A 21210-nucleotide genomic window follows, 5' to 3' on the forward strand; every position below is an offset into this window, starting at 1 on the left:
AGACAAGGAAGCCCTGAGTGTAGGCCCTGGGCCGGCCCGCCGGCGTCAGGGCGGCGTGGGCGCGAACCGGCCTTCAACGCACGCCGAGGCCGGGGATGCTGCCCACCTGCTCGGGATCGAAGCCCGCGGCCCGGGCGAAGTGCTTGCCGCGCTCGGCATAGTCGCGGTAACGCGGGAAACTCGGCGCGCCCGGCGAGAGCAGCACGGTGCCGCGGCTGCCCAGGGCCTCCTGCGCCAGCCGCACCGCCTCCTCCATCGAGTTCGACTCGCGCAGCACGAACTTCGTGGCCGTGGCGATCGACTTCAGCTTCTCGAAGATGGCCGGTCCGTTCTGACCCATGGTGATGATGGCGCCGGGCGGATCGGCGGCCACGCGCTCGGCGAAGCCCCCCCAGTCGAGGCCCCGGTCGTAGCCGCCGACGAGGATGGCCGTGCCCTTGCCGGGATACCAGTCGAGGGCGGCGATCGAGGCGTGCGGGGTGGTGCTGATCGAATCGTTGACGTAGATGAGTCCCTCTCTCTCGCCGATCCGTTGCAGGCGGTGCGGCAGGGGCTGGAAGTCCACCACCCGCTCGACGAGCGGCACCGGATCGATGCCGAGCGCCTCCACCGCGGCCAGCGCCGCGCACAGGTTCATCCAGTTGTGGCGACCCGGCAGCGGCAGGAACTTCACGTCCAGCACCGCCCGCCCGCCGCGCATGATCCAGCGGTCGCGCACGTGCCAGCCGTCCTCGGTGTTGAACCACTGCACGCGGATGCCCTGCGCCGCAGCGGTGGCGCCGAGCTCGCGCAGGCGCGCGTCGGCGGCGTTCAGCAGGGCGATGCCGGGCTGGGCCTGGGTGACGAGCTTCAGCTTGTCGGCGTAGTAGCGGGCCTCGCTGCCATGCCAGTCGAGGTGCTCGGGATAGAGGTTGAGCACCACCGCCACCGTCGGCCGCACTGCATCGCCAGTCTGATAGCTGGAGAGCTCGATGGCCCAGGCATCGGGCGGCGGCTGCACGTCCAGCAGTTCCAGCAGCGGCAGGCCGATGTTGCCGGCCAGCGCGGTGCGCTCGCCGGCGGCGCGCAGCAGGAAGGCCACCAGGGCCGTGACCGTGCTCTTGCCCTTGGTGCCGGTGACACAGACGGTATGCGCCCCGGCGTTCTCGGAAAACCAGATCGCCGTGCCGCTGGTGAAGCGCACGCCGTTGAGCTCGGCATCGATCTTCGGCGAGGCATAGGCGCTGATGCCCGGCGACTTCACCACCACGTCGAAGGCCGAGAGCGCGGCAGCATCGACCTCGGTACGGATGCTGAGCATGGGGTCTTCCTGCGCCTCGAGGTCGGCCACTTCCTCGGGCTTGCAGAACACCGTGAGCGGGCGGCCGGGAAGACGCCAGCGCAGCGCGGCCAGCGCCGCCCGGCCCTCGCGGCCATAGCCCCAGATCGCCACCCGCTTGCCGTCAAGCTCCGAAATGCGCACGCAGCGCCTCCATCCGTGCGGTGCCCAGCCCATGCTCCCCCTGCGGGGCCAGCAGCGGCTCCAGGCGCAGGGTAGCCGGATCGAGGGCCGGCTGCTGCGTCGTGGCGAAGCGGGCGACCAGCGCATCCTCGCGCCAGGCCGGGCTGGCGGCCAGGGCCGCCATCGCCGCCCGCGATTCGCGGCCCTCGCCTACGCATTCGAAGGGCTTGTGGCCCGCGATCTCGAGCAGGGCGTCGTAGGCGGCGGCCAGCGACAGGTCGTCGAGCAGGTTGCGGCCGAAGATGCCGAGCAGGCGCGGCTTCGGCATGAAGGGCGCGAGCGCCAGGAACACGAAATGGCATTTCGGGCAGGCCCCGCACCAGCGCTGGCTGGGCTTCTCGCCCAGCAGGTGGAAGTTGCGGTTGCAGCTGGAGAAGTGCGCGTCGTAGTGCTCCAGCCGGGCGAACTGCCGGGCCACGGCGAGTTCCGAGAACGGACGCAGCAACGAGACGTAATCGAAATCCGCCGCGACCTGTGCGCGGACGATCGCCGCGAAATCGCGCTCGAAGGCCCAGCCCTTCGACCACTGGTGGTTCACCTCGCCGGTGCCGGAGATCAGGCTGCCGTAGCTCGCCGAATGCTCGTTGGAGAACACCACGCTGCCATGGCCGGTGAGCAGGGCCGCCAGCACGAGGATCGCCGAGTTCACCGCGGTGACCGGGATGTGGCCGTTCAGCGCCCCCTCGCGGTTGAACACGAAAAGCTCCGGCGCCAGCGCGCGGCCGATGTTGAGCATGGGCAGGCCGGTGCGCTCGGCGCAGGCGCGGATCAGCGGCGAGCTGCCGATCCAGGCCACGGTGGTCTTAGCGCCCAGGGCACGCAGGGCCTCGATCGAGACCAGCGAATCCTTGCCGCCGCCGATGGCCACCAGGCTGCGGAAGGGCCAGGGCTGGCTGCCCCCTCCCGGCGGCGAGACCCGCCCGAGGCCCAGGGCCGGGGCCGGCGGGCGCGCCGCCGCGCCCTGCGGCCAGACGATGTGGCCGCGCAGCTCGAGGCCGTTGCGGTAGGCGAACTCGCCGAGGCCGTTCTCGTAGACGCTGGCGATGAAGGCCGCGGTGGCGGCATCGAGCGGGCCCTCGGCGCATTCGATCACCGCGGGGGCGGCGGCCTTGTAGTAGCTGACGCCGGCCACGAGGTGCAGCAGGCGCAGTGCCGCCTCCACCGCTGCGGCCTTCGCCGGGTCGAAGTCCACGCTCCCCGGCTGCACCGCCGTAAACGGGGCGCCGGGGATCGTGATGCGCTCGACCAGCTCGGGGCTGCCCGCGCCATCGTGGTTCACGAAGGCGTAGCCGAGCGCGACCTCGCCGCTGGCCGGATCGAAGCGTTTCGACGTGAAGCGGAAGGCGCGGATCGCCGCGCGGTCGAAGGTCCAGCTCATTCCAGGATCTCCTCGGCAGGCAGGGCGCGCAGGTTGTAGCGGCTCGCCATCACCCTGCCGTAGGCGCCGGCATCGGCCAGCAGCACCACGTCGCCCTCGGCGGTGGCCTCGGGCAGGCGACGGCGGCGCCCCAGCACGTCGCCGGTCTCGCAGATGGGCCCCACCACCTCGGCGGGCTCGCCGGGCGGATCATCGAGGCGACTCAGGTTCACGATGCCGTGCCAGGCGTTGTAGAGCGCCGGGCGCAGCAGCGCGTTCATGCCGGCATCGAGGCCAATGCGGCGCACGCCCTGCTTGTGCATGGTGGCGGTGACCCGGGTGAGCAGCACGCCGGCCTCGGCGACGAGGAAGCGTCCCGGCTCGATCCACAGTGCGTACTGCGGGAACAGGGCCTTCATCTCCGCCAGCATCGCCCCGAAGGCGGCGAGGTCGAAGGGCTCGGCCTCGGGCTGGTAGGGAATGCCGATGCCCCCGCCGACGTCGATGCGCTCGACCGTGCCGATGGCATCGGCCACCGACGCGAGCCGCGCATACACCTCGCGCCAGTGGTTGGCATCGAAGATGCCGCTGCCGATGTGCGCATGCAGGCCGGTGACGCGCGCGCCCAGCGCCTTCGCCGCATCGGCGGCGGACGAGACCTCATCGAGCGGCAGACCAAACTTCGCCTCCTTGCCGCCGGTCTTCACCTTGTCGTGGTGGCCCGAACCGAAACCGGGATCGACGCGCAGGGTGAGTTCGCGGCCACGGAACACCTCCGCCCATCCGTCCAGCAGTGTGGGATTGTCGAGCGTGACGTGCACGCCATGTGCGAAGGCCCGCTCGAACTCGATGCGCGGAGCGAAGCTCGGCGTGAACAGGATGCGGCACGGGTCGAGGCCCGGCAGCGTGGCCAGCACATGCTCCACTTCGGCCAGCGAGACGCATTCGAAGCCGAACCCTTCCGCCTCCAGTGCCCTGAGGATGGCCGGGTGCGGATTGGCCTTCAGCGCGTAATGCACGCGGTCCACCGCGGCGAGCGCCTTCAGCTGCCGGGCGCGCTCGCGCACGGTGGGCAGGTGGTAGGCGTAGGTGGGCGTGCCGCGCTCGGCCAGCGCGAGCAGGCGCGGACGCTCGGCCTGCCACCACGCCGTGCGCGGCGGGCGCGGCTCGCCGAGCTCGCGCCAGCTCGGCCCGAACACCGCGGCCTCGTCGATCGGCATGGCGCTGGAGGCGATCAGCAGCCCATGCAGGGGGGGCAACAGGCCATCGGCAAGGGCTTCGTCGACCACGAAGGTGAGGTTGAGGTCGTTCGAACTCTGCGAGATCAGGTGCACCCGCTCGCGGCCGAAGGTGGCCAGCACCTCGGTGAGCCGGTGCAGGCGCGAGCGCATGCCGCGCCCCACCAGGGTGATGGCCGCGCAGGGCGCGATCACCTTCACCCGGCAGATGCGCTCCAGGTCGCGGCACAGGGCCTCCAGCACATTGGTGCTGACGAGGTTGTCGGAGGGATCGAGCGAGACCGTGACATTGGTCTCGGCCGAGCCGATCAGGTCCACCGAAAGCCCATGCGCCTTGAAGCAGCCGAACACTTCCGCGAGGAAGCCCACCTGCTGCCACATGCCGATGGTCTCCATCGACACCAGCACGATGCCGCGCCGGGCGCTGATCGCCTTCACCCCGGGCACGGTCGCGGCCTGGCCGTCGATGACGGTGCCGGCGAGCTCGGGGTGTTCGGTGTCGCGGATCCACATCGGCACGCCGGCCTCGCGGCAGGGCGTGAGGCAGCGCGGATGCAGCACCTTGGCGCCGGTGGTGGCGATCTCCTGCGCCTCCTCGAAATCGAGGCGGGAGAGCAGGCGCGCCTCCGGCACCTGCCGCGGATTGGCGCTGAACATGCCCGGCACGTCGGTCCAGATCTCGACGCGGCGCGCTTTCAGCAGGGCGCCGAAGTAGGCCGCCGAGGTGTCCGAGCCGCCGCGCCCGAGGATGGCCGTGCCGCCATCGGCATGGCGGGCGATGAAGCCCTGGGTGAGGGCGAAGCGCTCGGGCCGGGCCAGCAGGCGCTCGCGCGCCACCGGGTCGAGGAAATCGCAGGACACCGAGAGCCGCTGCGCCCAGGCGCTGGCATTGGGCTGCTCGATGGCGCGCATCGAATCGCGCGCATCCCACCATTCCAGCGCCATGCCCTGCATGCGCAGGTAGGCCACGCCGAGCGTGGAGCTCAGCAACTCGCCCTGGGCCAGCAGTTCGGCCTGCCAGGAAAGCTCGGCGCCAGCCGCGCGCGGATCGGCTGCCAGGGCGCGCAGGGCGGCGAAGCGCGGGCCGAGCACGGCCTCGGGATCCAGCCCGAGCTCGGCGCAGAACGCGGCATGGCGCTCGACGAGGGCCTCGGCCTGGGCATGAAGGCCCGGCATGTCCTGATGCCCATCGATCATGGCCTGCAGGGCGTTGGTGACGCCCGAGAGGGCCGAGACCACCACCAGCACGCGCGCGCCTTCCTCCTCGGCGCGGCGGCGCATGAGTTTCCCGATCGTGTCCCAGCGCGATTTTTTCGACACGCTGGTGCCCCCGAACTTCAGGACGATCCAGTCGTTGGCGAACGCGGGGACAGGGCGGTTCATCGGGGTCGGCACCTCACATGGCCGTGGCATGGAAAAAGGAAAGCCGCCAGATGCGGCGGCCGGGCAAGGATAGCGTGGCCCGGCACTCCCGCCGTACCCGCGCGGGCATGCACAGGGTGGCTTGTGGCCCGGCCGGGGCAGGCCGGACACTATCGCCCATGCCTCCGATCGCCTCCCCGGGCGCGGCCGCCGCCGTCGCGCCCCGTCTTCCGTTCCTGCAACTCGATGTCTTCGCCGCCGCTCCCGGCCTCGGTAACCCGCTCGGCGTGGTGCTGGGCGCCGAAGCGCTCGATGGCGCGGCCATGCAGGCGCTCGCCGCCTGGCTCAATCTCTCGGAAACCAGCTTCGTGCTGCCGCCCACCCAGCCGGGGGCCGATTACCGCCTGCGCATCTTCACCCCGCGCCAGGAACTGCCCTTCGCCGGGCATCCCAGCGTGGGCACCGCGCATGCCGTGCTGGAACACGGCCTCGTGCGCCCCCACAAGGGCCGCCTGGTGCAGGAATGCGGGGCCGGCCTGCTGCCGCTGCGGGTGGAAGGCGAAGGCGCCGGGCGCCGGGTGCATGTGCGCGCCCCGCGAGGACGGACGCTGGATGCCAGGGCCGAGGCGGTGCTGGCCAGCCTCGGGGCCGTGGCCCTGGGGCCCCTGCCTGCGGCCCTGATCGACAACGGCCCGCGCTGGTGGTGCGTGGAGCTCGCCGACGAGGCCAGCGTGCGCGGCCTCGGCCCCGACCTCGAGGCCATGGCCGCGGCGAACCGGAGCGACGGCAGCGTGGGCGTGGCGGTGTTCGCCCGCTGCCCCGGCGCTCCCCATGCGCTGGTGGTGCGCGCCTTCGTGCCCGCCGACGGCATCCCGGAAGACCCGGTGACCGGCAGCGCCAATGCCGCCATCGCCGCCTGGCTGCAGGCCCGCCATGCCCTGCCCGCTCCGCGCTTCACGAGCTCGCAGGGGCGCGAACTGGGCCGCGATGGCGTGGTCGAGATCGCCGTGGATGAGGAGGGCGAGGTCTGGATCGGCGGCCAGACCCAGACCGTGGTGGAGGGCACGCTGGCATGGTGAGCCGCCGCTTCCTGCATCTCGATGTCTTCGCCCCGCGCGCCGGCGCCGGCAACCCGCTCGCGGTGGTGCTCGACGCCGGGGGGCTCGATGCCGCGGCCATGCAACGCATCGCCGCCTGGACCAATGTCATCGAGACCTGCTTCGTGCTGCCGCCCAGCACGCCGGAGGCGAGCTACCGGGTGCGCATCTTCACCCCGCGCCGCGAGCTCGCCTTCGCCGGGCATCCCAGCGTGGGCACCGCGCATGCCGTGCTCGCCGCCGGGCTGGCCACGCCCCAGCCCGGGCCGGACGGCCGGCTCCGGCTGGTGCAGGAATGCGGGGCCGGGCTGCTGCCGGTGCAGGTGGAGGGCGAAGGCGAGGCGCGCGCGCTCTTCGTGCAGGCACCGGCCACGCAGGTGCTGGCACGTCGGGATGGGGGTGATGCCCGGCTGCGCGCCCTGCTCGGCGACCGGCTCGCGCCGGCCGGCGCCGCCCTGATCGATTCCGGCCGCCGCTGGTGGGCGGCGGAACTGGTGGACGAGGCCGCGGTGCGCGGCTGGGCGCCGGATTTCCCCGGTATCGCCGCGCTTGCCGCGCCGGACGAGGCGATGGGGCTCGCGGTCTTCGCCCGCTGCCCGGGCCGCGACTACGGCCTGGTGGTGCGGGCGCTGATGCCCTTCCATGGCCACTACGAGGACCCGGCCTCCGGCGCGGCGAACGCGGCGCTGGCGGGCTATCTGCATGCCACCGGGCAGGCCAGGGATCTGGGCGATCGCTACGTGGTGAGCCAGGGCCGCGAGGTGGGCCGCGACGCCCGCCTCGTGCTGCGGCACGAGGACGGGCGCATCTGGGTGGGAGGGCAGACCCGGACCGTGGTGGAGGGCCGGCTGCGCTGGTAAGGCCTCAGACCTCGGGGGTCACATCCACCCGCACACGGATGGTGCTGCCCGGATGGTAGGGCGTCTCGGTGGTGTAAGTGTGGCCGTGGTAGACGTAGTCCACGCGGTAGCCCACCACCCGGTCCTCGACATAGCCATCCGGCACCGTGCGGCAGCGGCTCTCGTACTGCACCACCTCGCGCTCCACGCTGCGCGGGCCGTAACCGTAGCCCGCCTCGTAGCGGTCGCGGGCCCGTTCGGCGCCGATCGCGCTGCCGATGACGGCGCCGGCCACGGTGGCGGCGCGGCGCCCGTCGCCATCACCGAACTGGCGGCCCACCGCGGCGCCGATCACACCGCCCACCACCGCGCTGGCGCCGGGGCTCATGCCCCGCCGTTCGTAACGCGGCTCATAGACCGGCTCGCGGCTGACATAGCGCACCGGCTCCTGCCAGCACTCCTGGCGGTAACGCGGCTCGCCCGGGGCGAGGATGGGCGAGACGTTGACCACGCGGGCGGTGTCCCAGCGCGGGCCGGGGCCGGCGTGGCGCTCGCCGCGGTACTGGGCCGACGCCGGCGCGGCCACGGCGACAGTGGCAAGGGCAAGGACGAGGACGGTGGGCAGGCGGTTCATGGCATCGTCTCCAGCGCCGTCGGGCGGCGGCGTGGAGGCAGATTCCGCATCCGTGCTCCAACCGCGGCTTAATCCGGGCGGTGGCGCGCGCAGCCGTTCAGCCAGGACAGGGCGAGCGCCGCCGCGGACGCCGCGCCCGGCCCCATCACCGGGTCGAGGTGGCCTCCGGGAAGCCCCATGAAACCGGCGCCGATGGCCCCCGCGAACTCCCGGCACAGGCCCTGCGGCACCTCGCAGTCATCCGCGCTGGCGAGCAGCAGCACGGGGCCGGCCGGCCGCGGCAGCGCGAGGCCGGCATGCGCCGCGCGCAGCAGGGCGGGCTGCTCGTCGCGCCAGTGGCGGAAGGCGAAATGCTGGTCGGCGAAGGGGCTGCCCGGCAGGGCCCGGGCCGTGCCGGCAAAGCGCCCGGCGCTGCGCCATCGGAAGGCGGCATCGTCCTCGTCGAGCGGCGGCAGCCGGGCGGCGAAGGGCGCCGGCGGCAGCGGGTTCACCAGCACCAGGGGCACGGCCGGCGCCGCGGTGCCGGCCAGGGCATAGGCAATGAGACCGCCGAGGCTGGCCCCCACCAGGGCCGCGCCGGGTGGCAGGGCGGCGTGGGCGGCGCGGGCACGCTCGAGGCGCGCCGCGAAGCTATCGGCGGCCAGGGCCTCCGGCGTCTCCGGCACCAGATCGGGCGCGGCCACCTGCCAGCCGGCCGCCTCGAACACCCGCCGCCAGACCGCCCACTGCCCGCCCCAGGCCCCGGCCCCATGCAGGAACAGCGCGGCAGGCAGGGCAGCGGGCATGGGCAGGGAACAGGAGGTGGCCGGGGCTGCGAGTCTACGCCCGGCCACGCTTGACGCTGGTGGCACGGCAGGCGGAAGGTGGCCTTCCGCGCCCGGCCCGCCGCCGTGCCCGTGTTCCCGTTCGCCTGCCTCGTCGAAGGAGTCGGTTTATGGGCTACAGCACCGCGCAGATCCGCAACCTCGCTTTCATCGGTCCGTCCGGCAGCGGCAAGACCAGCCTGCTGGAGGCCGTGCTGGTGGCCGCCGGCAAGCTGCCGCAGCCCGGCAGCCTCGAACGCGGCAGCACGGTGGGCGATTTCGATCCGATCGAGAAGCAGCGCGGGCATTCGCTGAACCTCGCCATCAGCCATGCCGACCACGGCGGCCTGCACCTCAACCTCCTCGACACCCCGGGCATGGCCGACTTCCGCGGCCCTGCGCTCACCGCCCTGGCCGCAGTGGAGACCGCCTGCATCGTCGTCTCGGCGGCGCAGGGCGTGGATTACGGCACGCGGCGGATGATGGAGTACGCCAAGTCGCGCAACCTCGCCCGGGTGCTGGTAGTGAACAAGATCGACGCCGAGGGCGCCGACCTGCCGCGCCTGCTGGAGGACCTGCGCGAGGCCTTCGGCGTGGAGTGCCTGCCGGTCAATCTGCCGGCGGGCGGCGGCCACGCGGTGCTGGACTGCCTCGGTGGCCGCGAAGGCGAGTCCGACCTCGGGCCGGTGGCCGACTGGCACCAGCGCCTCGTCGACCAGGTGGTGGAGATCAACGAGACGGTAATGGGCCATTACCTCGACGAAGGCGAGGACGGGCTCTCCGGCGAGGAGCTGCACGCGGCCTTCGAGCAGTGCCTGCGCGAGGGGCATCTCATCCCGGTGTGCTTCGTCTCGGCCCGCCACGGCACCGGGGTGCGCGAGTTCCTGGCGCTTGCCGAGCAGTGGTTCCCGCATCCCGGCGAGGCCAACCCGCCGCCCTTCATGAAGGGCCGCGGCGAGGCCGCAGTGCCGGTCTTGGCCAGTCCCGATCCGGCGGCGCACGTACTGGCCGACGTGTTCCAGATCGTGCACGACCCCTTCGCCGGCAAGCTGGCGGTGTTCCGGGTCTTCCAGGGCACCCTGCGCCGCGATGCCCAGCTCTTCGTCGATGATGGCCGCAAGCCGGTGCGCATCGGCCACCTGTTCAAGCTGCACGGCGCCGAGCGGGTCGAGGTGGAGCAGGCCATCCCCGGCGACATCGCCGCCGTGGCCAAGCTCGAGGAACTGCACTTCGACGCCGTGCTGCACGACTCGCACGAGGAGGACGAGATCCATCTCGCCCCCCTGCCCTTCCCGAAGCCGATGTTCGGCCTGGCCATCGAGGCCGCCACCCGCGGGCAGGAGCAGAAGCTGGCGGTGGCGCTCGCGAAGCTGGCCGAGGAAGATCCCTGCTTCCACGTCGAGCAGGCGCAGGACACCCGCGAGACGGTGATCCGCGGTCTCTCCGAGCTGCATCTCAAGATCCAGCTGCAGCGCCTGCGGGAACGTTTCCAGGTGGAAGTGGTGACCCGGCCTCCGAAGGTGGCTTTCCGCGAGACCATCGGCCACCCCGCGGAAGGGCACCACCGGCACAAGAAGCAGACCGGCGGCGCCGGGCAGTTCGGCGAGGTGATGCTGCGGGTGGAGCCGCTGGAGCGCGGCCAGGGCTTCGAGTTCGTGGACGCGGTGAAGGGCGGCGCCATCCCTGGGCAGTTCCTGCCGGCGGTGGAGAAAGGCGTGCGCCAGGCCCTGGCGCAGGGCGTAGTGGCCGGTTTCCCGATGCAGGACCTGCGGGTGGTGGTCTACGACGGCAAGCACCACAGCGTGGACAGCAAGGAGATCGCCTTCGTCACCGCCGGGCGCAAGGCCTTCCTCGATGCCGTGGCCAAGGCATCGCCGCAGCTGCTCGAGCCGATCGTGGAACTCACCGTCACCGTGCCGGAGCCGAACATGGGCGATCTTACTGGCACGCTGGCGGCGAAGCGGGCACGCATCCACGGCAGCGAGCGCCTGCGCGGCGACGAGGTGCTGGTACGGGCCCTGCTGCCGATGGCCGAGCTGGAAGGCTTTCCTGCCGAACTGAAATCGCTCAGCGCCGGGCGTGGGCGCTACGACCTCGAGTTCAGCCATTACGAGCTGGCGCCGGCCAGCCTGCAGGCGAAACTGGCGGCGGCCTACCGCCCGCGGGCCGAGGATGACTGAGCGCCTGCCCCCGGGCCGCCTTCGCCCCGGCATCGCCCGCGGCGCGGCAGGCTAAGCTCCGTCTTCCGCTCCTCCGGGTTCCCGCCATGCCCCCACGCCTTGCCCCGCCCGCGCGGCGGCGCGGCCGCCTCGCCGCCACGCTGCTCGCCGCCCTCGCCACCCTGCCCGTCCTTGCCACCGAGCTGAGCGTGCTGCGCGCCCCGCGGGTGCTGCTCGATCCCGCCGAAGGCCGGGTGATGCCGGCCACCCTGGTGGTGGCCGACGGCCGCCTGCGCGCGGTGCTGCCCGGGCTCGAGGCCGAAGTGCCGCTGGGCGAGGGCGAGCGCATCGCCGAGGAACGCCGCTTCGATGCCGAGCACACCCTGCTGCCCGGGCTGATCGACAGCCATGTGCATCTGGCCTTCGACCCGGCGCCGCCGTTCTGGGCCGAGGCGGTAGTCACGCCGGAGCGCGCCACCGCGCTCGGCGCCCGCAATGCCCTGCGTACCGTGCAGGCCGGCTTCACCACGGTGCGCGACCTCGGCGCCCCGGGCCAGGCCGGCTTCGCCCTGCGCGATGCCATCGCCGCCGGCGAGCTTCCCGGCCCGCGGGTGCTGAGCGCCGGGCGCATGGTCTCGATCATCGGCGGGCACGGCGACCTCACCGGCTTCCGCCCCGAGGTGATGGAAGCGCTCGACGAGGGCAATACCTGCACCGGCGCGGCGCAGTGCGCCGAGGTGGTGCGCCGGCTGTCGCGCGCCGGCGCCGACGTGATCAAGTTCGCCGCCACCGGCGGCGTGCTCTCGCAGCAGAACCGCGGCCTCGACCAGCACTTCACCGACGAGGAGATGAAGGCCATCGTCGATACCGCCCACCAGCTCGGCCTGAAGGTGGCGGCGCATGCCCACGGCCCGCGCGGCATCGAGGCCGCGGCCCGCGCCGGGGTCGATTCGATCGAGCACGGCACCTACGTGGACGAGGCCGGCATCCGCGCCATGCGCGGCAGCGGCAGTTTCCTCGTGCCCACGCTCTCGCCCACCATCGCCTACCGCGAGAACCTGCCGAAGGGCCTCTACACCCCGGTGGTGGCCGCCAAGATCAGGGTGCGTCTGGAGGCCACCGGCCGCAACATCGCCGCCGCCCGCCGCGCCGGGCTGAAGATCGCCTACGGCACCGACACCGGCGTCTCGGAGCATGGCCGCAATGCCGAGGAAATGCCGCTGATGGTGCAGTACGGCGGCATGAGCCCGCAGGAGGTGCTGGTCTCGGCCACCCGCACCGCCGCCGAGCTCCTGGGCCTCGAGGACGAGGTGGGCCGGCTGGCCCCGGGCTTCTCCGCCGACGTGATCGCCGTGCGCGGCGATCCGCTCACCGATCTTGGCGCCCTACAGCGCGACCGCGTGGCCTTCGTCATGGCCCGCGGCCGGGTGGTGCGCGAGTAAGCCCCATGGACCCGGCCACCGCGTCCCGGCTGGCCGATGCCCTGCTGGGCCTGCACGCGGGCATCGTCGCCTTCAATGTGGCGATGCCGCCGGCGATCCTGCTCGGCGCCTGGCGCAGCTGGGCCTGGGTGCGCCATCGCGGGCTGCGCGGGCTGCACCTCGTCTCGATGGCGGTGGTGGCGGCGCAGGCCCTGCTCGGCGAGCGGTGCTTCCTCACCCACTGGGAGTCTGCGCTTCGCCGCCTCGCCGGCGAGGCGGGCTACGGCGCGGGTTTCGTCGAGGCCTGGCTCGGCCGCCTGCTCTACGTCGAGGTGCCGCTCGCTGCGCTGCTGCCGCTCTACATCGGCTGGGCCCTGCTCAGCCTCGGCCTGTGGTGGTGGGTGCCGCCCACGCGGGCGCCGGCTCAGAGCGTGAAGCGGTAGCTCAGCTTCACCAGCAGCTGCTCGCTGTCGCGCAGGTCGAAGGCGCCGCGGAACTCGTCGCCGAGGCCGAAGCCCCGGGCCGACTCGCGGAACAGCGCGCCGCCGCGCACGTAAGCCACGTACAGGTCGGAGAGCGGAGCGATCTCGTAGCGGTAGCGGAGCTGGAAGCCGAGGTTCTGCAGGGCGAAATCGTCCAGCGCCTCGCCGGTGCGGCGCGCGACGCCCGTGCCGTCCACCCGCCAGAGGGCCCGCGCCTCGGCGTCGATGGCGATGGCCTCGAGCTTCAGGCGCAGCTCCTGCCGCTCGTCGAGCTTCCAGATCGCCCCGGCCCCGAGGAAGACCTGGCGGCCGTCGAACTGGCCGAGGGCATTGCCGCGCCGCCAGATCACCCAGTCCGCATTCCTTTCGAGTTCGAGTTCGAGTTCGACCCGGACCCGGTCGCTGGCGTGGTAGACGGTCTCGGCAGAAAGTTCGACGAGGCCCTTGCCGCGGCCGTCGAAGCCCTCGTTGGCGTGGCGCACGTCGATCTCGTACTCGAAGCGCCCCCCGGCCGGCCGGGCCCAGCGCCGCTCGCCGTACAGGCCGAGCCGGGCCGGCATCCGCACGATGCCGTTGCCGCGCAGCACGAGATCATCGATGAGCGGGCCGGTGGCGTAGACATCCCAGAACCAGAAGCCGCCGTCGCGCAGCTCGGCGGTGCGATTCATGGCCACGGTGTCGAACAGCACGAGGCCGCGGTCGTTCATGCGCCGCGAGGCAGCGTAGCGGTCGATGCGGCTGGCCGCGCGGCCCTGCGCCGGCAGGTCGTCGCGCCGGCGCTGCAGCTCGTAGCGGGCATAACTGAAGTCGTTGCGCTCGAGATAGCCGAAGTCGTTGAGCTGCAGATTACGGCCGAGGTGCACGGCGTAGAGCTGCTGGCGCCAGCCGCCGCCCAGCTCGTGGTCGAGGCGGACCTGCCCGCCGCTGTCGCGGCCGCTGCGCACCGGGGCCTCGATGTCGGAGAACACCAGCCCGGCCCGCAGGCTCAGGCGATCGTCCGGCCGCCAGGCATGGTCGAACGAGGCCACCCGCGCCACCCGGTCGAGGAAGGGGCGCTTCACCTCGGTGAGCATGGCGCCGCCCGACCAGCGCTCGCCGCCGCCGGCCACGCGGGCGGCAAGGAAGTCGCGTCCGGCCTCACCGTCCTCGCTGGCGGCGAACAGGCCGTAGCCGAGGCGTCCGGCGCTGCCATTGAGCTTCACCGCCCCGGCCACGTCGCCCGCCCCGCTGCCATCGTCGGCCTGGGCGCCGATGCGCCGGGTGTAGAGCAGGCGGTTGGCATTGCCAAGGCCGCCGAAGCCGACGTCGAAGAAGGCCTGGTTCTCGGTGAAGAAGGGCCGCTTGTCGTTGAAGAAGTTCTCCACCGCGCCGAAGTTCACCACGAGATCGTCGCTCTCCACCTGGCCGAAGTCCGGGTTGAGCGTGGCGGAGAGCTGGAAGCGGCCATGCGGCTTCCAGAACAGGTCGATCCCGGTGCTGGCCTCGAAGCGGCCCGCCACCTCATCCTGCAGGCCAGAGACATAGGGCGTGAGCGCCAGCAGGGACTGCTCGTGGGCCTCGACCTCGATGCGCTCGAAGGCGCTGAGGAAGCGCGGCTCGCTCCAGGTGATGGCCGGCCAGGCCACGCGCTCGTTGTTGTGCGCGGTGACGCGGTCGAGCGAGAGCCCGATGCGGCGCCGGTCGCCCTGGGCGGCGGCCATCGGCGCCACATGCCACGGGATCAGTAGCTCTGCCGACCAGCCGTCCTCGTCCTCGCTGGTGGCCCGGCGCCAGTCGCCGTCCCAGTCCGGGTTGAAGCGGTTCTCGCCGGCGATGGTGGTATCGCCGATGTCGCCGGCCAGCGAGACCACGAAGTTGTAGCCCACGCGGCCGTCGCCATCGAAGTCGACGTAGACGTTCACCCGGTCGGCAGGCGGCACCTGGTCGCGGCCGCCACGCGGGGCGATGCGCGGCACGCCGGGCGGCTGGTGGTTGCGGAAGGCGATGGCGAGGCCTTCGGGGGTGGCCAGCACCCAGGCCTCGGTGCGCAGCCGCGCCTCGGCGCGGGTCATCGGCTGCACGGTGCGGAAATCGGTGATGTGCCGGGCGCCGGCCCATTCATCGGCCTCGATCCGGCCATCGATCAGCGGCACGCGGGCCGAGAGCGCCCCCGCGAGGGGCAGGGCGAAGGCGAGGGTGATGGCCGCGCGCATCGGGCGCGAAACGGCGTGGAGGGGGCGGCGCATCGCGTCCGTGCTCCGGGGAATCGGCCCCCCATGCTGCCCGCGCCGCCGGCCGCGGGCACGGCCCGGAAGTCACGCGCCCGGGCAGGCGACCGGCCCAGCCGCCGTTCAGCGGCGATTGCCGGACCTCGGACGGCGCTTGGGCTGCAGCATGGTGCCGGTGCAGTTGGCCGAGCCGCAATGGCAGGCCCAGAGCCGCTTCAGGGCCGGCGTGTGCGGCTCGTCGAGCACGATGCCGTAGTTGTAGCTCAGCTCCTCGCCGGGCGCGATGTCGCGCAGGGCATGGATGAACACCTTGTCCTTGTGCTTCTTGCCCTTGGGGTGCTCCTCCTGCACCGCCTCGCAGTTCGGGTTGCAGCTGTGGTTGATCCAGCGCGCCACATTGCCGTCGATGTTGGCATCGATCACCCACTCCTCGTTGAGGCTGAAGAGGAAGGTGTGGCCGGTCTCGTCGAAGCCGGCGTATTCCTCGTCCACCTCCTCGTGGCGCCGCACCTTGCCCTTGTAGCGCACGATCTTCTCGCCCTTGGCGATCGGAGCGGTGGCGAAGACGCCATTGCCATGGATGGACGACTGGCGGCGTTCGATCTTCCTGGACTTCTTCGGCATGGCAGGGCAGGCGTGACGAGGGCCGTCATTCTCGCCCGCCCCGCACGGCGATGCATCCGCTGCCTTCAGGACAGCCTCTGCACCCAGCCCAAGCCGCCGGTCCAGTAGGCCACCCAGGCGAAGCCGATGCCGGCCCGGACGGGCCTTCACGGCGCCGCGATTGAGCCCGCCCGCCCCAATCCGTACAATTCCAGTCCTGATTCCAGCCCACCGGCCCCGCGCCGGCCCGCCACCCGCTCCGCGCGCCCATGCTCCGCGTCACCAAGCTCACCGACTACGCCACCGTGGTGCTGACCGTGCTCGCCCAGGGGCGCGAGCGGGTGCACAGCGCCGCCGAACTGGCCGAGCGCTCGCGGGTGGAGCCGGCCACGGTGGCCAAGGTGCTGAAGCTGCTGGCCCAGGCCGGACTGGTGGAGAGCTTCCGCGGCGCCAGCGGCGGCTACCGCCTCGCCCGGCCGCCGGCGCAGATCCCGCTGCGGGCCATCGTCGAGGCTATCGAAGGCCCGATGGGCATGACCACCTGCAGCGTGCACGACGGCGAATGCGGCATCGAGGCCCACTGCGGCATCCGCGCCGGCTGGCAGCGCATCAACGACGTGGTGGTCGATGCCCTCGACCGCACCACCCTCGCCGACATGCTGGCCCCGGCGCCGGCATCCGGCCCCCGCCATCCCGATCCCAAAGCCATCCCGGCGGCCCTGGTCGCAAGCGACTGAGCCGCCCCGAGGAGAGCCAGCATGAGCGCCACCCCCACTGCCGATGCGGCGGCCACAAGGCCGCTGGAAGCCGGCGTCGAGGAAGCCCTGAACCGCCGCTACGGCGCCGGCTTCGTCACCGACATCGAAACCGAGAGCCTGCCGCCCGGCCTCGACGAGGACGTGGTGCGCGCCATCTCGGCGCGCAAGAACGAACCCGGGTGGATGACCGAGTGGCGGCTGGCCGCCTACCGCCACTGGCTGACGATGACGCCGCCCGACTGGGCCAAGCTGGAGATCGCGCCCATCGACTACCAGGCCATCTCCTACTTCGCCGCGCCGAAGAACGCCCCGAAGTCGCTCGACGAAATCGACCCCAAGCTGCTCGAGACCTACGACAAGCTCGGCGTGCCCCTGCACGAGCGCGCGCGCCTCGCCGGCATCGCGGTGGACGCCGTGTTCGACTCGGTCTCGGTGGGCACCACCTACAAGGACGAGCTGAAGAAGGCCGGCGTGATCTTCTGCTCGATCAGCGAGGCCCTGCACGAATACCCCGAGCTGGTGCGCAAGTACCTCGGCTCGGTGGTGCCGGTAGGCGACAACTACTTCGCCGCCCTGAACTCGGCGGTGTTCTCCGACGGCAGCTTCGTCTTCGTGCCGAAGGGCGTGCGCTGCCCGATGGAGCTCAGCACCTACTTCCGCATCAATGCCGGCCATACCGGCCAGTTCGAGCGCACGCTGATCGTCTGCGAGGAGAAGGCCTACGTCTCCTACCTCGAGGGCTGCACCGCGCCGATGCGCGACGAGAACCAGCTGCACGCCGCGGTGGTGGAGCTGGTGGCCCTCGACGATGCCGAGATCAAGTACAGCACGGTGCAGAACTGGTACCCCGGCGACGAGGAAGGCCGGGGCGGCATCTACAACTTCGTGACCAAGCGCGGCGAATGCCGCGGCTCGCGCTCGAAGATCAGCTGGACACAGGTGGAAACCGGCTCCGCCATCACCTGGAAGTACCCGAGCTGCGTGCTGCTCGGCGACGATTCAGTGGGCGAGTTCTACTCGGTGGCCCTCACCCACCACCGCCAGCAGGCCGACACCGGCACCAAGATGGTGCACGTGGGCCGCAATACCCGCAGCACCATCGTCTCCAAGGGCATCAGCGCCGGCCGCGGCCAGAACACCTACCGAGGTCTTGTGAAGATCGAACGGGGCGCCGACAACGCCCGCAACTACACCCAGTGCGACTCGCTGCTGATCGGCAAGCGCTGCGGCGCCCACACCTTCCCCTACATCGAGGTGAAGAACCCCAGCGCCACCGTCGAGCACGAGGCCACCACCTCGAAGATCAGCGAGGACCAGCTGTTCTACTGCCGCGCCCGCGGCATCGGCGAGGAGGACGCGGTAAGCCTGATCGTCGACGGCTTCTGCAAGCAGGTCTTCAAGGAGCTGCCGATGGAGTTCGCCGTGGAAGCCAAGAAGCTGCTGGAAGTCTCGCTCGAAGGCGCCGTCGGCTGACGCGCCCCCATCACGGAACCCGACCATGCTGAAGATCGACAACCTCCACGTCCGCGCCGGCGGCAAGCCCATCCTCAAGGGCCTCACGCTCGAGGTCGCGCCCGGCCAGGTGCACGCCATCATGGGCCCGAACGGCGCCGGCAAGAGCACGCTCGGCCACATCCTCGCCGGCCGCGAGGGCTACGAGGTCACCGAGGGCTCCGTCACCTACCGGGGCAAGGACCTACTGGCAATGGCGCCGGAAGCGCGTGCCGCCGAAGGCGTGTTCCTCGCCTTCCAGTACCCCGTCGAGATCCCGGGTGTGAACAACACCTACTTCCTGCGCGCGGCGCTCAACGCCCAGCGCAAGTACCGAGGCGAGCCGGAGATCGATTCGATGGGTTTCCTGAAGCTGGTGCGGCAGAAGCTCTCGGTGCTGCACATCAAGGACGAGCTGCTGAACCGCGCGGTGAACGTCGGTTTCTCCGGCGGCGAGAAGAAGCGCAACGAGATCTTCCAGCTCGCGGTGCTCGAGCCCTCGCTCGCCATCCTCGACGAGACCGACTCCGGCCTCGACATCGATGCTTTGAAGCTGGTGGCCGAGGGCGTGAACCTGATGCGATCGCCGGAGCGCAGCTTCCTCGTGGTCACCCACTACCAGCGCCTGCTCGACTACATCAGGCCGGACGTGGTGCACGTGCTGGCCGACGGCCGCATCGTCGAGAGCGGTGGGCCGGAACTGGCGCTGGAGCTCGAGCAGCACGGCTATGCCTGGGTGAAGGACCGCATCGCGCCGGGGGCGACGGCATGAGCGAGGCCGCCATGCCCGCCCTGCAGGCCTCGCTGGAGGCCCAGGCCCGGGCCTTCGCCGCCCCGGATCCGGCCCGCCAGGCCGCCCTGGCCCGGGCCCGTGCGCTCGGCCTGCCCGGCCCGCGCATGGAAGCCTTCCGCACGACACCGCTGCGCGCCCTCGCCGCCCGCACCTTCGCCCCGCCCGCCGCCACCGCCCCGGCCCTCGATCCTCTCGCGCTGGCCGCCATCCCGGCGCCGCGCCTCGTCTGGGTGAATGGCGTGCTGGACGAGGGCCTGTCGAACCTCACCGCCCTGCCGGCCGGCATCCGCCTCGATTCCGCGCCGGCGCCGGAGGAGGAGCCGGCCGCCGAGGCCTTCGAGGCCTGGAATGCGGCCCTCGCCGACGGCGGCGCCCGCCTCGTGGTCGAGCCCGGCGCACGCATCGACACCCCGCTGCAGCTGGTGTTCGCCAGCACCGAGGACGGCGGCGAGCGCGCCTTCCACCTGCGCCACCGCCTGGTGCTCGGCGAGCACGCGCGTCTGGCGCTGGCCACCCACTTCGTCGGCATCGGGGCCCACCGCCACCTCGCCACCCACGGCCTCGCGCTGGACCTGGCCGAAGGTGCCCAGCTGGACCATGCCCAGGTGCAGCGCGAGGACGCTGGCGCCAGCCTGCTCTTGTACACCCGCGCCCGGCTCGGCGCCCGCGCGTGCTACCGCCGGGTCGATCTCGAGCTCGGCGCCGGGCTCTGCCGTCATGTCCTGCAGGTGCGGCTCGAGGGCGAGGGCGCCCGGCTGGAGGCGAACGGCGTGCTGCGCGGCGAGGGCCGCCGCCATGTCGAGACCCGGCTCGACATCCAGCACCGCGCCCGCGACACCGCCTGCGAGCTTCTCTGGCGCGGCCTTGGCGAGGGCCGCAGCCGCGTGGTCTTCCACGGCGGCATCCACATCGCCGCCGGAGCCGACGGCACCCGGGCCGCGCTCTCCAGCAAGAACCTGCTGCTCTCCGGCCAGGCCGAGATCGATACCCAGCCGGTGCTGGTGATCCATGCCGACGACGTGCAGGCCGCCCATGGCGCCACCGTCGGCCGGCTCGACGAGCAGGCGCTGTTCTACCTGCGCGCCCGCGGCCTGCGGGAAGACGCGGCCCGCGCCCTGCTCACCGCGGCCTTCCTGCGCGAGCCGCTTGCCGTGCTCGAGGACGAGGCCCTGCGCGGCCTGCTGGAGCGCAGCCTCGACGGGGCGCTGGGCCTGGAGGACGCGGCATGAGCCATCCTGCGCCGGGGGGCATCGACTGGGCCGCGGTGCGCGCCGAGTTCCCGATCCTCGGGCGCGAGGTGCACGGCAAGCCGCTCGTCTACCTCGATTCGGCCAACACCAGCCAGAAGCCGCGGGCGGTGATCGAGGCGGTGGACACCTTCCTCACCCGTCACAACGCCAACGTCAGCCGCGCCGTGCACGCGCTCGGCAGCGAGGCCACCGAGGCCTACGAGAACGCCCGCCGCCGCCTGGCCACCTTCCTCGGCGTGCGCGCCGAGGAACTCGTGCTGTGCAGCGGCACCACCTTCGCCCTCAACCTCGTGGCCTTCAGCTGGGCCCTGCCGCGCCTCAAGCCCGGCGAGGCCATCGTGCTCACCCGCATGGAGCACCACGCCAACATCGTGCCCTGGCAGCTGGTGGCCGAGCGCACCGGCGCCCGCATCAAGGTGGCCGAGCTCACCCCCGAGGGTGAACTCGACCTCGAGGGCCTGTGGCGCCTGCTCACGCCCGAGGTGAAGCTGCTGGCCTTCGCCCATGTCTCGAACGTGCTGGGCACGGTGAACCCGGTGCGCGAGATCTGCCGCGAGGCGGCAAGGCGCGGCATCACCACCGTGGTCGATGGCTCGCAGGCGGTGCCGCACCGCCCGGTGGACATCAGCGCTCTGGGCTGCGATTTCTACGCCTTCACCGGCCACAAGCTCTGCGGGCCCACCGGCACCGGCGGCCTCTGGGGCCGGCGCGAGCTTCTGGCCGGGATGCCGCCCTTCCTCGGCGGCGGCGAGATGATCCGCGAAGTGCGCTTCGAGGGCAGCACCTTCAACGACCCGCCCTACCGCTTCGAGGCCGGCACCCCCAATATCGCCGGCCACGTGGGCCTCGGCGTGGCCGCCGACTGGCTCCAGAACCTCGGCATGGCGAACGTCGAGGCACGCGAGCAGGCCCTGCTGGCGCAGGCCACCGCCGCGCTCTCGGCCATCCCCGGCCTGCGGATCTTCGGCACCGCCCGCGAGAAGGCGGCGGTGATCTCCTTCGCCATCGAGGGCACCCACGCCCACGACCTCGCCACCCTGCTCGACCTCGAAGGCATCGCCGTGCGCTCCGGCCAGCACTGCGCGCACCCGCTGCTGCAGTGGTTCGGCGTCTCTGCCACCTGCCGCGCATCGCTGGCCTTTTACAACACCGAGGCCGAGATCGAGGCCTTCGCCGCCGCCCTGCACAAGGTGCGCGGGCTGCTGCTCTGAGCCC

The 21210-nt window shown here is 72.1% G+C and carries 17 protein-coding genes; 10 read left to right on the forward strand and 7 right to left on the reverse strand.

Translation table 11 applies throughout. The annotated features are described in order from the left end of the window. Positions 1-73 precede the first annotated feature (73 nt). The 3 genes from murD to G408_RS0103965 are packed head-to-tail and all read right to left on the reverse strand — an operon-like array spanning position 74 to position 5479. Entirely contained in the window at positions 74-1462 is a 1389-nt protein-coding gene (gene murD / locus G408_RS0103955) for a UDP-N-acetylmuramoyl-L-alanine--D-glutamate ligase (protein ID WP_028770035.1), read from the reverse strand. Next, entirely contained in the window at positions 1443-2879 is a 1437-nt protein-coding gene (gene murL, locus G408_RS0103960; RefSeq protein ID WP_028770036.1) for a UDP-N-acetyl-alpha-D-muramoyl-L-alanyl-L-glutamate epimerase, read from the reverse strand. The genes murD and murL overlap by 20 nt, the downstream gene beginning before the upstream one ends. Further along, positions 2876-5479 (reverse strand): bifunctional aspartate kinase/diaminopimelate decarboxylase, encoded by a 2604-nt coding sequence (locus tag G408_RS0103965; protein WP_028770037.1) that lies wholly within the window; start codon positions 5477-5479, stop codon positions 2876-2878. The genes murL and G408_RS0103965 overlap by 4 nt, the downstream gene beginning before the upstream one ends. A 158-nt stretch (positions 5480-5637) precedes the next feature. Between G408_RS0103965 and G408_RS0103970 the strand changes: the two genes are divergently transcribed. Next, positions 5638-6537: a PhzF family phenazine biosynthesis protein gene (locus tag G408_RS0103970; protein ID WP_051282589.1), complete on the forward strand. Its 900-nt coding sequence runs from the start codon at positions 5638-5640 to the stop codon at positions 6535-6537. After that, positions 6531-7415, forward strand: coding sequence for a PhzF family phenazine biosynthesis protein (locus tag G408_RS0103975; RefSeq protein ID WP_028770039.1), 885 nt, complete (start codon positions 6531-6533; stop codon positions 7413-7415). Before G408_RS0103970 ends, G408_RS0103975 begins: the two co-directional genes overlap by 7 nt. Before the next feature lie 4 nt (positions 7416-7419). Here the strand turns inward: G408_RS0103975 and G408_RS13070 are convergent, their stop codons facing one another. Both G408_RS13070 and G408_RS0103985 read right to left on the reverse strand, forming a co-directional pair. Further along, on the reverse strand, positions 7420-8028 hold the full coding sequence (locus G408_RS13070; RefSeq protein WP_051282590.1) for a glycine zipper 2TM domain-containing protein: 609 nt from the start codon (positions 8026-8028) through the stop codon (positions 7420-7422). Between the two features lie 68 nt (positions 8029-8096). Continuing rightward, a complete protein-coding gene (locus tag G408_RS0103985) occupies positions 8097-8813 on the reverse strand; it encodes an alpha/beta fold hydrolase (protein ID WP_028770040.1) in 717 nt (238 codons plus the stop codon). A 149-nt stretch (positions 8814-8962) separates the two neighbouring features. On the opposite strand from G408_RS0103985, the gene fusA reads away from it, so the two are divergent. From fusA to G408_RS13075, 3 genes are all read left to right on the forward strand, one after another. Then, the gene (gene fusA, locus G408_RS0103990; RefSeq protein ID WP_028770041.1) at positions 8963-11011 is read left to right on the forward strand and encodes an elongation factor G; all 2049 of its coding nucleotides are present in this window, start codon (positions 8963-8965) and stop codon (positions 11009-11011) included. Positions 11012-11097: 86 nt separating this feature from the next. Further along, the gene (locus G408_RS0103995) at positions 11098-12432 is read left to right on the forward strand and encodes a metal-dependent hydrolase family protein (RefSeq protein WP_051282591.1); all 1335 of its coding nucleotides are present in this window, start codon (positions 11098-11100) and stop codon (positions 12430-12432) included. Positions 12433-12437: 5 nt separating this feature from the next. Further along, positions 12438-12854 carry a DUF2784 domain-containing protein gene (locus G408_RS13075; protein ID WP_037412104.1) on the forward strand — a complete coding sequence of 139 codons (417 nt, stop codon included), beginning with the start codon at positions 12438-12440 and terminating at the stop codon, positions 12852-12854. Here G408_RS13075 and G408_RS0104005 read toward each other — a convergent pair. Both G408_RS0104005 and G408_RS0104010 read right to left on the reverse strand, forming a co-directional pair. After that, on the reverse strand, positions 12836-15118 hold the full coding sequence (locus G408_RS0104005) for a DUF5916 domain-containing protein (RefSeq protein WP_051282592.1): 2283 nt from the start codon (positions 15116-15118) through the stop codon (positions 12836-12838). The genes G408_RS13075 and G408_RS0104005 overlap by 19 nt on opposite strands. Positions 15119-15223: 105 nt before the next feature. Then, positions 15224-15724, reverse strand: coding sequence for an SET domain-containing protein (locus G408_RS0104010; RefSeq protein ID WP_028770044.1), 501 nt, complete (start codon positions 15722-15724; stop codon positions 15224-15226). A 248-nt stretch (positions 15725-15972) separates the two neighbouring features. On the opposite strand from G408_RS0104010, the gene G408_RS0104015 reads away from it, so the two are divergent. The 5 genes from G408_RS0104015 to G408_RS0104035 are packed head-to-tail and all read left to right on the forward strand — an operon-like array spanning position 15973 to position 21206. Then, positions 15973-16440 carry an SUF system Fe-S cluster assembly regulator gene (locus G408_RS0104015; RefSeq protein WP_028770045.1) on the forward strand — a complete coding sequence of 156 codons (468 nt, stop codon included), beginning with the start codon at positions 15973-15975 and terminating at the stop codon, positions 16438-16440. A 21-nt stretch (positions 16441-16461) separates the two neighbouring features. Continuing rightward, the gene (sufB, locus tag G408_RS0104020; RefSeq protein WP_051282593.1) at positions 16462-17934 is read left to right on the forward strand and encodes a Fe-S cluster assembly protein SufB; all 1473 of its coding nucleotides are present in this window, start codon (positions 16462-16464) and stop codon (positions 17932-17934) included. 25 nt (positions 17935-17959) lie between these two features. Next, positions 17960-18724, forward strand: coding sequence for a Fe-S cluster assembly ATPase SufC (gene sufC / locus G408_RS0104025; protein WP_028770047.1), 765 nt, complete (start codon positions 17960-17962; stop codon positions 18722-18724). A 20-nt stretch (positions 18725-18744) separates the two neighbouring features. Next, the gene (gene sufD / locus G408_RS0104030; RefSeq protein WP_028770048.1) at positions 18745-19974 is read left to right on the forward strand and encodes a Fe-S cluster assembly protein SufD; all 1230 of its coding nucleotides are present in this window, start codon (positions 18745-18747) and stop codon (positions 19972-19974) included. Further along, positions 19971-21206 (forward strand): cysteine desulfurase, encoded by a 1236-nt coding sequence (locus G408_RS0104035; protein WP_028770049.1) that lies wholly within the window; start codon positions 19971-19973, stop codon positions 21204-21206. Before sufD ends, G408_RS0104035 begins: the two co-directional genes overlap by 4 nt. The last annotated feature ends 4 nt before the right edge of the window (positions 21207-21210 follow it).

The sequence above is a fragment of the Silanimonas lenta DSM 16282 genome (assembly GCF_000429065.1).
Taxonomy (GTDB): Bacteria; Pseudomonadota; Gammaproteobacteria; order Xanthomonadales; family Xanthomonadaceae; genus Silanimonas; species Silanimonas lenta.